7 protein-coding genes and 1 pseudogene are annotated in these 11179 nt (G+C 33.1%); 4 read left to right on the top strand and 4 right to left on the bottom strand.

The annotated features are described in order from the left end of the window. Positions 1-780: pseudogene (locus ACQ3F0_RS24990) on the top strand (hypothetical protein); the annotation flags it as partial. Between the two features lie 175 nt (positions 781-955). Here the strand turns inward: ACQ3F0_RS24990 and ACQ3F0_RS24985 are convergent. After that, positions 956-2770 carry a glycosyltransferase gene (locus ACQ3F0_RS24985; RefSeq protein WP_428868519.1) on the bottom strand — a complete coding sequence of 605 codons (1815 nt, stop codon included), beginning with the start codon at positions 2768-2770 and terminating at the stop codon, positions 956-958. 431 nt (positions 2771-3201) lie between these two features. On the opposite strand from ACQ3F0_RS24985, the gene ACQ3F0_RS24980 reads away from it, so the two are divergent. Then, positions 3202-4275, top strand: a complete 1074-nt coding sequence (locus tag ACQ3F0_RS24980) for a tetratricopeptide repeat-containing glycosyltransferase family 2 protein (RefSeq protein ID WP_428868518.1) — start codon at positions 3202-3204, stop codon at positions 4273-4275. A 162-nt stretch (positions 4276-4437) separates the two neighbouring features. Then, positions 4438-6696, top strand: coding sequence for a collagen-like domain-containing protein (locus ACQ3F0_RS24975; protein ID WP_428868517.1), 2259 nt, complete (start codon positions 4438-4440; stop codon positions 6694-6696). A 257-nt stretch (positions 6697-6953) separates the two neighbouring features. On the opposite strand, the gene ACQ3F0_RS24970 is transcribed toward ACQ3F0_RS24975, so the two are convergent. From ACQ3F0_RS24970 to ACQ3F0_RS24960, 3 genes are all read right to left on the bottom strand, one after another. Continuing rightward, positions 6954-7439, bottom strand: coding sequence for a flavodoxin family protein (locus tag ACQ3F0_RS24970; protein WP_428868516.1), 486 nt, complete (start codon positions 7437-7439; stop codon positions 6954-6956). 548 nt (positions 7440-7987) lie between these two features. Continuing rightward, complete coding sequence (locus ACQ3F0_RS24965) at positions 7988-8863, bottom strand: radical SAM protein (protein WP_428868515.1); 876 nt, start codon at positions 8861-8863, stop codon at positions 7988-7990. Positions 8864-9013: 150 nt separating this feature from the next. Further along, a complete protein-coding gene (locus ACQ3F0_RS24960) occupies positions 9014-9880 on the bottom strand; it encodes a radical SAM protein (protein ID WP_428868514.1) in 867 nt (288 codons plus the stop codon). Between the two features lie 410 nt (positions 9881-10290). Between ACQ3F0_RS24960 and ACQ3F0_RS24955 the strand changes: the two genes are divergently transcribed. Further along, entirely contained in the window at positions 10291-11160 is an 870-nt protein-coding gene (locus ACQ3F0_RS24955) for a hypothetical protein (RefSeq protein ID WP_428868513.1), read from the top strand. Positions 11161-11179 lie beyond the last annotated feature (19 nt).

Raw genomic sequence — 11179 nt, 5'->3', positions numbered from 1 at the left:
ATGAAAGGTGCTACCGGTCCAACAGGCCCTACAGGCATGAAAGGTGCTACCGGTCCAACAGGCCCTACAGGCATGAAAGGTGCTACCGGTCCAACAGGCCCTACAGGCATGAAAGGTGCTACCGGTCCAACAGGCCCTACAGGCATGAAAGGTGCTACCGGTCCAACAGGCCCTACAGGCATGAAAGGCGCTACTGGCCCAACTGGTCCTACAGGCATGAAAGGCGCTACTGGCCCAACTGGTCCTACTGGTCCAGCAGCAGATAGTATATGTGATTGCTGTGTTAACCCGATGAAAAAAGTATTAGACAAGATAGAACAACTAGCAGATGGATTAATACTTCGACTATTTATTGGAAACAGGGAACTTCCAAATTATGCATTTGTAAAGATTATAAATGTAACAAGTACTGATTGTATAGTACAATTTGGAAGGAATAATATATCTGATGAGCCAATATTCTCCTCACTTTGTCAAGTTGCTGGGGTAGTGCTAGATACACCGTTAAATATAACTTTAGAACCTTTCCCATCCCCAGATACAAGAACTGGAGAATGTGGTTGCTGTGAACGACCTCTTAGACTATATCTTAATTCATTAAAAGGAACTAGTACAGAAATAGATGTTAGAATAAGTGGTGATGGTGCGAACGCAGATATTAATAATGTAGTAGTTGGAGATGTAGGTGAAGGAATAGTTCGTTTAGATGATGTAGATAATCAAGGAGTACAACTCGACTCATCTTATGTATCTATCTGTAAGATAAATACTATTGAATAAACCATCTGAAAAAATAAAGAAAAATTTGATTAAAATTTAAATTTTAAACTGAATATAAACGTGCTACCTTAGTAATTAAACTTAGGTAACACGTTTATTTTTAAAAATATTATTTGATGTTTGTATTACCGGCTGAACTCTAATATTCAGCTCTTTAACCATATAATAAAAATAATTATTCTATCTCTTTTTTACATAAGATATACAATATTCTTGCGCCTTTTTCATCCAAAAGATTATTTTTTTCTATTGAACGCATTAATTCTTTTTTACTCAATTCATATTTTCCATATTCATAATAGAGTTTTCCTAATAATAAGTGAATATTATTACTACTTATCAAATCTAATAAACCTAAAGCTTTTTCAAATTTATCATATTCATTAATATCTAAAAAGAATTCAAAAATAGTAAATATTATTTCTTCATATATAACTGAATCTTTTTTATTATTAGATAGCATTTCAGTTTTTTTGTTATTAAAAATGTTATATAGGGCTGTGTAAACTTTAGTTTGAGGAGTATCTTTAGATGCATAGAAATTAATAGCTTTTTTATTTTTACTATGCATAGTACTTAAGAAAATATATAGCTTACTCTTATTAACAAATTTATCTTCAATTATATTATTAAAAGTTTTCATACTTTTTTCGTAATCTTTAAGATGAACTTCACAAACACCTTTTAAATATTGGAGATTATTTATTGAATTATTTTTTATGAATCCATCTAAACTTGTTGAATGAAAATATTCTAACCCTTTACTTATATATTCTAGTGCTAGATTATAATCTTTTTCTGTTATTAATAAATTAGTAGCACAAAGAAACCCTTTTTCTCTACTACTATTAAGTATGATTTTTAATACATTTTCGATATTTTCTTTTGAACTTTTTAATTTATATAGGCAGTGTACTAAAGTTTTTATTGTATCAAAATTTGATGTTTCAGGATACTTTAAAAGCTCTGGAAAACAATATACACACTTCTCATAATCTTCGTAATTAAAGTAAATATTACAAAGTAGTGCAGTACTTTTATATGTTCCTACTCCTTTAAAATAAGCTAAACTAGGATCTGGTTCCCCTAATTCTAAAGCTTTTTCTATATCTCTTATAGCTGCAGTGGGCCTTCCTAAGAGATAATTTAAATATCCTTTTAAATAATATATATCTGTAAATTCGGGATAGTATTTCAACACTATCTTTGCATACATAAAAAAATCGTCATATAATTTTAAATTAATACAGCATATTAATATTCGTAAAATTAATTTAGGATAGATATTATTATTTGGAGAAAATTTGTCATAGGATTTCAAATAATAATCTAAAGCTTTTTTTGTATCTTCTATAGCAAAGTATTCATTACCCATATAATAAAGAACTACAGGGTCTTCCGGGTTTCTTTCTAATTGATCACTTAAAATTGGCATGTTTCTTTCTCTTTTATGTTTTTTTTTGATACAAGAGTTAAGATATCCGTAGTGATATATATCGATAGGAACATTTTTAATTTTTGCATTTGGATTTACTTTTAGTATAACACTAAGAATTTGGTTGTGTACTGCTCCTTTATATCTATAATCAGGTTTATTTTTAAAAAGTCTAGGATTAAGATTTAGAATAATATTATTTATATCATTTTCATTTATTAAGTTTAGAGTGTTAAAACAATAAACATCTACACTATCATCCTTTGTGAGTTCTCTTATATCGTTTTTATATTTACTAACTATTTCATCATCAGCATCTAATATTAGAATCCAATCTCCTTTTGCTTTAGAAACAGAAAAATTTCTAGCAGCAGAAAAATCATTATGCCATTGATAAAAATAAACATTCGATGTATATTTTTTTGCTATCTCAACAGTGGAATCTGTTGAACCAGTATCTACAATAATAATTTCATCAGCTATCCCTTCAGCACTTTTTAAGCATCTTTCTAAATTATCTTCTTCATTTTTTACAATCATACATAAACTAATCAATACTATCTCTTCCTCTTCTTTTAATTTGTATGCTTTGATATATTATAAATATATGTGAATTCTAAAAATTCGTTATATATATATTGTAAAAAACTTTAAAAAGTATATTATATACATAAAATTCCTTTTAAAAATTTAGCTATATATAATATTTAAGGAACTAAATATTATCATTCAGCTCTTTAATGCTGTATTTAGTTATTTTTCTTTCTATTAACTTTTTCGATTTTCATTCATATTATATATAAAAGATTTTTATATCCTCATATATAGGTAAATCATACGTAACTTTAATTTAAACATATACAAAATCTCAGATATCAATGAGTTTTCACTTATTTAAATTAATAGTAAAAGTGGTCTATCTTTATAATACTATTTTGGGGATAATAATTTGATGTTCAAAAGTAATTAAAATGGAGGACTTTTATTTGATAACCATTAGTTTATGTATGATAGTAAGAGATGAAGAAGATACTTTAAGTAGATGTTTAGATACTGCAAAGGATTTAGTTGACGAGATTATAATTATAGATACTGGTTCTAAAGACAAAACAAAGGATATTGCTAAGAAGTATACTAAAAAAATATATGATTTTAAATGGATTGATGATTTTGCCGCAGCTAGAAATTATTCCTTTAGTAAAGCTACTAAAGAATATGTATTTTATTTAGATGCTGATGATGTTTTACTAGAAGAAGATATACAAAAATTCAAAGAATTAAAAGAATCTTTAGATCCTTCTATTGATTCTGTAACAATGAAATATAATGTTGGTTTTGACAAAAACGGTAATGTAACCTTTAGCTACAGAAGACATAGATTACTTAAAAGAATAAAGAACTTTAAGTGGTATGGAGCTTGTCATAATTATCTATCTGTAAGCGGAAAAATAATAAACAGTGATGTTAGTGTTACTCACAATAAACTAAGTCACCAAACAGATCGTAACCTGAAAATCTATGAGAAAAGATTAGCAAGAGGAGATAAGTTTTCACCAAGAGATGTTTTTTATTATGCCAATGAATTATATGATCATAAAATGTACGATAAAGCTTTAGAACGTTATGATGAATATTTAAATCTTCCTGATGGATGGTCTGAAAATAAAATATATGCCTGTGGTAGAGTTGCAGACTACTATCATTCTATAGGTGATTATGAAAATGCAATGAACTATTGTTTTAAATCTTTTAAATATGATTCACCTAATGCCGAGCATTGTTGTAGATTGGGAAGTTATTTTAAGGAAAAAAACAACTTCAAACAAGCGGTATTTTGGTATGAACTAGCTACTAAATTAGAAAAGCCTGAAGATAATTGGGGATTCGTTAGAGATGCTTACTGGACATGGATTCCACATGTACAATTATGTGTTTGCAATTATAAACTAGGTAATATTGAATTAGCTTATAACCATAATGAAATAGCAAGACTCTATAATCCAAATGAGGATAGTGTACTATATAATAAAAATTTCTTTGAGAAATTAGGATATAAATAATACTCGAAAAGCTATATTCCAATATTCAACTCTTCATACTTATAAAACTATTTTGTTTTCCAATTCTAATAATTCTTTATTACCTAAACTTTTTTCATTTTAAGTCATATTATGTATAAGGGATTTTTTATCCCTTATAACACTATTATTGGAGATGAAAAAATGATGAAAAATAGATATCATCCAGATTGTAATAATAATGATTTTTATGATGATGACTATGATGATGATTGTATAGAAGAATGTCATTATGATAATGAGTTCTATAATTGTATAGAAGAGTATGATTGTTGTGGTTGTGCAAATTGTGTCAGCTACTGTAATATTTGCCCACCTTGTCCTACTGGTATGAAAGGCGCTACTGGACCAACCGGACCAACAGGTATGAAAGGCGCAACGGGTCCAACTGGTCCTACTGGGATGAAAGGTACTACTGGCGCAACTGGTGCTACTGGTATGAAAGGCACAACCGGTCCAACTGGTCCTACTGGGATGAAAGGTGCTACTGGCCCTACAGGCTCTACTGGAATGAAAGGCGCTACAGGTCCAACAGGACCTACTGGTATGAAAGGTACTACTGGTCCAACAGGTCCTACAGGAATGAAAGGTGCCACTGGCCCAACCGGTCCTACTGGTATGAAGGGCGCTACAGGTCCTACTGGTATGAAGGGCGCTACAGGCCCTACTGGCCCTACAGGCATGAAAGGTGCTACCGGTCCAACAGGCCCTACAGGCATGAAAGGCGCAACCGGTCCAACTGGTCCTACTGGTATGAAGGGTGCTACCGGTCCAACAGGTCCTACAGGAATGAAAGGTGCCACTGGCCCAACTGGTCCTACTGGTATGAAAGGTGCTACTGGCCCAACTGGTCCTACTGGTATGAAAGGTGCTACTGGCCCAACTGGTCCTACAGGCATGAAAGGCGCAACCGGTCCAACAGGTCCTACAGGAATGAAAGGTGCCACTGGCCCAACTGGTCCTACTGGTATGAAAGGTGCTACTGGTCCAACAGGTCCTACAGGAATGAAAGGTGCCACTGGCCCTACTGGTCCTACTGGTATGAAAGGCGCTACCGGTCCTACTGGCCCTACAGGCATGAAAGGTGCTACCGGTCCAACAGGCCCTACAGGAATGAAAGGTGCTACTGGTCCAACAGGACCTACTGGGATGAAAGGTACTACAGGCCCTACAGGAATGAAAGGTGCTACCGGTCCAACAGGTCCTACTGGCATAAAAGGCGCTACAGGCCCTACAGGTCCTACAGGCATGAAAGGTGCTACTGGCCCTACTGGCCCTACAGGCATGAAAGGTGCTACTGGTCCTACAGGTCCTACAGGCATGAAAGGCGCTACAGGCCCTAGTGGTCCTACTGGTATGAAGGGTGCTACAGGTCCAACTGGTCCTACTGGCATAAAAGGCGCTACTGGCCCAACCGGACCAACAGGTATGAAAGGCGCAACGGGTCCAACAGGACCTACTGGGATGAAAGGTACTACAGGCCCTACTGGCCCTACTGGAATTAAAGGCGCTACTGGTCCAACAGGTCCTACTGGAATGAAAGGCGCTACAGGCCCTACAGGCATGAAAGGTACTACTGGCCCTACAGGGATAAAAGGTACTACCGGTCCTACTGGTATGAAAGGTGCTACAGGCCCTACTGGTCCTACTGGAATGAAGGGTGCTACAGGTCCAACAGGTGCTACTGGTATGAAAGGTGCTACTGGTCCAACAGGTCCTACAGGAATGAAAGGTGCCACTGGCCCAACTGGCCCTACAGGCATGAAAGGCGCTACCGGTCCTACTGGCCCTACAGGAATGAAAGGTGCTACCGGTCCAACAGGACCTACTGGTATGAAAGGTGCTACAGGTCCAACAGGACCTACTGGTATGAAAGGTGCTACAGGTCCAACAGGACCAACTGGCATGAAAGGTGCTACAGGCCCAACTGGCCCTATTGGAATGAAAGGTGCCACCGGCCCAACTGGTCCTAATTTTCTTTCAACCCATGGGTATATCTTTAGAAGAGGACTAGCTCCTGCGACGTTTTTTCCTACAAATAAAATAATTTTTACTTCTAGCGTTACTAATGGAGGAATATCCTTTATAAGTCCAACTGATATCCAGATACCAGCAGGCAGCTATTGCATAACTTATTTTGTTCTTTCATTTCCTGCTGCTTTTCCTGGGAGATTAGAGTTGTATAATGTAACTTCTGTTTCATCTATACCCGGTTCTGAATATACAACGGGTTTTGCAAATATATCATTACCAATATGTGGTCAAGTTATTATTAGTTTCCCTATAACAACTAAAATAGCATTAAGAGTTGCCGTTGGAAGCCCTTCAATAACTATTCCAGGTCCAGTTGCTGTACCTATAACAACTGTAACAGCTTCTGTTATAATCAAAAAATTACAATAACCAACATCATCCTTAAATGGTTTACCAAATAAAAGTATCAATTATTTGTAACTAAAAATTAGATAAAATAAATTCAATGTATAGAGATAAGGACTAGCATAATGGCTACTCCTTTCTTAATTTGATTGAATTTCACCATATCAATAGAGAATCCAATTTTGGATTCTCTATTGATGTGAGAGATATAAAAAGCTGCCATCGTAAATTACGACGGCAGCCTCCAAACTTACTATAGTATTATAAATATTTACTTGATTTTATTCACTAATAAATTTTTCTACATCTCTTACTACTCTCTCAGCAAAAATTGCTGCTCTTTCTTTTTGATCTTCAGTTCCATCTTGTATGCATACAGCACCAAAATGTGTATAAGGTTGGCCAGCACTTGCACCTACTGAATGTATAAACATACCTTTAACTAATAATTCACTTATAAGTGCTAGTTCAGCGTTACCTGCTCCTCCACCAATAAAGTTCGCAGTTGCAAATACACAACCAACTTTTCCAGCAAAATTCAACTTACATGTATCCAACCATTTTTTTATTTGCCATGAAAAAGTTCCACCATAGGTAGGTGTTCCAAAGAATACTATCTTTGATTCTTCTAAAAATGTTTTATCAATATCATTAATTGACATGCATTTTGTTTCAACGCCTTCTACCTTTTTTGCTCCTTTAGAGACAAGTTCTGCAACCTTCTCTGTATTTCCTGATTCACTGTGATAAATTATTGATATTTTCATACATAAACCTCCTCATATATTTGAATTCATAATGAATATTTACAATGTATTTTTGTTGGCATTTGCCATTTTCATATTACTCTTATTTTTTACTATTGTCAACATTTAACATAACAAATGCATATATAGCTAGAAAGTCACTCCTCTTCACTAAGAAATTCTAAAGTTTGTTACGATGACTTTTACGCTATATATGCTTCTTCTCACCGCTGAAGGATGGAATTTATAAATCAGAGTAAATATTTTACACAATGCTACAATATATTGATATAACTGCATTTGACAAGTATGAAATTCCTCAAAAAATTTATAAATTCCTATACAATAAAAAAAGGCGGCAGAGCCGCTTCGCTATGGAACCTTAGGTTCCCTTCGACGATGCTATCGCATCTGAGCACCCTCCTGAAAGAAGCGGGGAATACTTTCCCTGCACCCCTTGATTTTTTATTGCATAGGAAAGTATAAAATTTATACTTTCCTATGCAATAAAAAAATAACCTTTTATGCTTATAACATAAAAAGTTATTTTACTTTACTTGTCAGCTATTTTAAGAATAGTTTCTTGTAAAATAATTAGGTCTTAACTTATATTTTCCTTCAATTACTTCATCTAATTGCTCTAACAACATTTTCTTATCTTCATTCATTGTACCTGCTAGGGCAAGATGATTACTTGCATGATTACTTCTTAACACGCATTTAGTTAGTTCTAAATTTTGTATTAATTTTTTAATTTCCACAACAAATTCTATTGGGGATAATTTAGTAATTTCACCTTTACGTACTTTCTCTTCCATTTCTGTACCTCTATCCGCAGTAAGGGAAAGTAATCCTAAATAATCCGGGTCCATTTGGTTAAGTACTTTTGCAGACTCTATTGCATGCATTTCTGATTTTTCTTTTCCACCTACACCTATAATAAGTGTCGCAGATACTTTCATTCCAGCTTTCTTGGCCTTTTGTCCTGCTTGAATCATTTCTGCAGCTGTGGTATCTTTCTTTATATCTTCTAAAATTTCATCACTACCAGATTCAACACCAAGATATAAAATTTGTAATCCCAATTCATTTAATCTTGTTAATTCTTCATGACTTTTTCTATTTATGTCTTGTGCAGTAGCATAGGATGAAACTCTCTCACACTCTGGAAATAGTTCTTTAATTTTTAATAGAATTTTTTCTAAATGCTCTGTTTTCAGAATTAAAGCATCTCCATCTGCTAAGAATATTCTTCTTACGGTTCTGTAACGTCTACGTGCAATTTCAAAGTCTTCTAAGACTTCCTCTAGTTTTCTGATTCTAAATTGTTTTCCTTTGTACATACTGCAAAATGTACATTTATTATGAGAACAACCTATAGTTACTTGTACTATTAAACTGTTTGCTTCACTTGGTGGTCTAAACACCATTCCTTCGTATCTCATTTTAACTCCCCCTAGTTTTAACTGAATACTCTCGAAACATATTCTAATTTTAAATTTAAGTACTTAAAAATACTCTTTCCATTATACTAATATTTATTCATACTTTGCAATATTTTTGGGGAATTTAGCTTTTCTATAATACAAAACAACCTATCTTCTATAAAAATCTGTTTTAAACTGATAGTCTCCTTTTATAACTTCATCTAATTGTTCTAATAACATTTTTTTATCTTTATTTAATGTTCCTGCAAGAGCAAGATAATTACTTACATGGTTACTTCTTAATACACAATTAGTTAATTCTAAGTTTTGTATAAGTTTTCGTATTTCTATCATAGCTTCCATTGGAGACAAAGTAGCTATATCTCCTCTACGTACTTTCTCTTCCATTTCTGTACCCCTATCAACAGTAAGGGTAAGTAACCCTAAATAATCTGGGTCCATTTGACTAATTACTTTTCCAGACTCTACAGCATTCAATTCCGATTTTTCTTTTCCACCTGCACCAATAATAAGTGTTGCAGATACTTTCATTCCAGCTTTTTTAGTTTTTTGTCCTGCTTCTATCATTTCGGTAGCTGTACAATCTTTCTTAATATCTTTTAATATTTCGTCACTACCCGTTTCAACTCCAAGGTATAATATTTGTAATCCTAATTCTCTTAACCTTACTAATTCTTCATGACTTTTTCTATTTATATCTTGTGCAGTGGCATAAGCTGATACTCTCTCACATTCTGGAAATAACTCTTTTATCTTCAATAAGATTTTTTCTAAATGCTCTGTTTTCAAAATCAAAGCATCCCCATCAGCTAAAAAGATTCTTCTTATGATTCTATAACGTCCTCTTGCAATTTCAAAATCCTCTAATACATCCTCTAGTTTTCTAATTCTAAATTGTTTTTCTTTGTACATGCTACAAAATGTGCATTTATTATGAGAACACCCTATAGTTACTTGCACAATCAAACTGTTTGCTTCACTTGGTGGTCTATACACCATTCCTTCGTACCTCATTTTAATTCCTCCCAAATCTACAAATCAATATTTCATTTAAATTTAAGTATATAAAAAACTCTATATTTATTATACTAATATCTATATATATTTTGAAATATTTTGTGATGATTTAAATAATCTTAAAACCATCCCACGAACTTTTTGAATTTTAGATCGTATATATTATAAATTGTGAAGAAAAGAGTTTCGCAATTTATATTTGACATTGTACAGTTAACAGTAAAGATTGATTTTCTTCCAGAAAATCTTTAACTAAGCCTTTGTTAGCCTTACTAACTGGAATAAGGTACTTTTGCTACGTAAAAGGAATCATTTCATCTTTTATTTCAATCAAAAGCTTTCGCTTTCGAAAGGTGTCTACCACTGTAACCTGTAAACTGTAAACTGTAAAAGGGGTGTTTTATAAAATGAAAAATATATCAAAATTAGCTTTATCTATAATTGTAGTTCTATCACTTTTAGTTGGTTGTTCATCAAAAACAAATAAAAATCCCGAAATACCAGGAGATAATACAGATGTACCAAATATCGCTGGTTGCATGGCTGTACCTGATGTTAGTGGTTTTATTTTAGAAGTTTCTGAAAGTGGTAAAGCCATACTAGTTGATGCTTCACCTGTTGTTGATGGAGGTTTAAAAGGGGAAATATGGATATCAATTACTGAAAAAACTGACTTTTATGAAGATGCTGTAGAAGATAAAAATCTGTCTATTCAGCTTTCTCCAGTTAGCCGCGCCTTTAAGGTTGGCAACTTTGTTCAAATATATTTAGATGGTGCTGTTGCTGAAAGTGATCCAATGCAGGGAACTGCTGCAGCTATATTTACAAATGAAATTCCCGATGATAATGGTGGTACTGATACTTCAAATAATAAAACAAAACTCAGCGACATTTATACTATTGCCATGGATTCATTTATACCTTTAGATGACGGTTTAAATGGTGATATGAAATATATAGCTATTAATACCCAAACACTTACAGATGCTTCAGAAGCAGATAAAAAATATATCTTGAAATATTTTGAAAAATATAATGTAGAAGTTATTGATGAAACCTTTGATACTCTTAAAGAAAAAGGTATGGTTAAAGACGGTAATTATATTGAAGGAATTTTACTAAGCATAGACGATATAAACTTTATTTCAGATAATGAAGTAGAAATTGAAGGAACTAAATTCCGTTCTGGTAAAGGTGCTATAGGTGTAAAATCCGTAATAAAAAATAAAAATGGAGAATGGGAACTCCAAAAAGCTGATATGACTTGGATTAGTTAGAAAAAAAGTATTATATAAA

The sequence above is a fragment of the Clostridium sediminicola genome (assembly GCF_050402865.1).
GTDB lineage: Bacteria > Bacillota > Clostridia > Clostridiales > Clostridiaceae > Clostridium_AF > Clostridium_AF sediminicola.
This window is presented reverse-complemented; position numbering and strand designations above follow the sequence as displayed.

What these genes read in the sequence shown, in the direction of transcription:
- ACQ3F0_RS24975 (WP_428868517.1), top strand. Translation starts at nt 4,438, where the DNA reads ATGATGAAAAATAGATATCATCCAGATTGTAATAATAATGATTTTTAT.
- ACQ3F0_RS24970 (WP_428868516.1), bottom strand. Translation starts at nt 7,439, where the DNA reads ATGAAAATATCAATAATTTATCACAGTGAATCAGGAAATACAGAGAAG.
- ACQ3F0_RS24965 (WP_428868515.1), bottom strand. Translation starts at nt 8,863, where the DNA reads ATGAGATACGAAGGAATGGTGTTTAGACCACCAAGTGAAGCAAACAGT.
- ACQ3F0_RS24960 (WP_428868514.1), bottom strand. Translation starts at nt 9,880, where the DNA reads ATGAGGTACGAAGGAATGGTGTATAGACCACCAAGTGAAGCAAACAGT.
- ACQ3F0_RS24955 (WP_428868513.1), top strand. Translation starts at nt 10,291, where the DNA reads ATGAAAAATATATCAAAATTAGCTTTATCTATAATTGTAGTTCTATCA.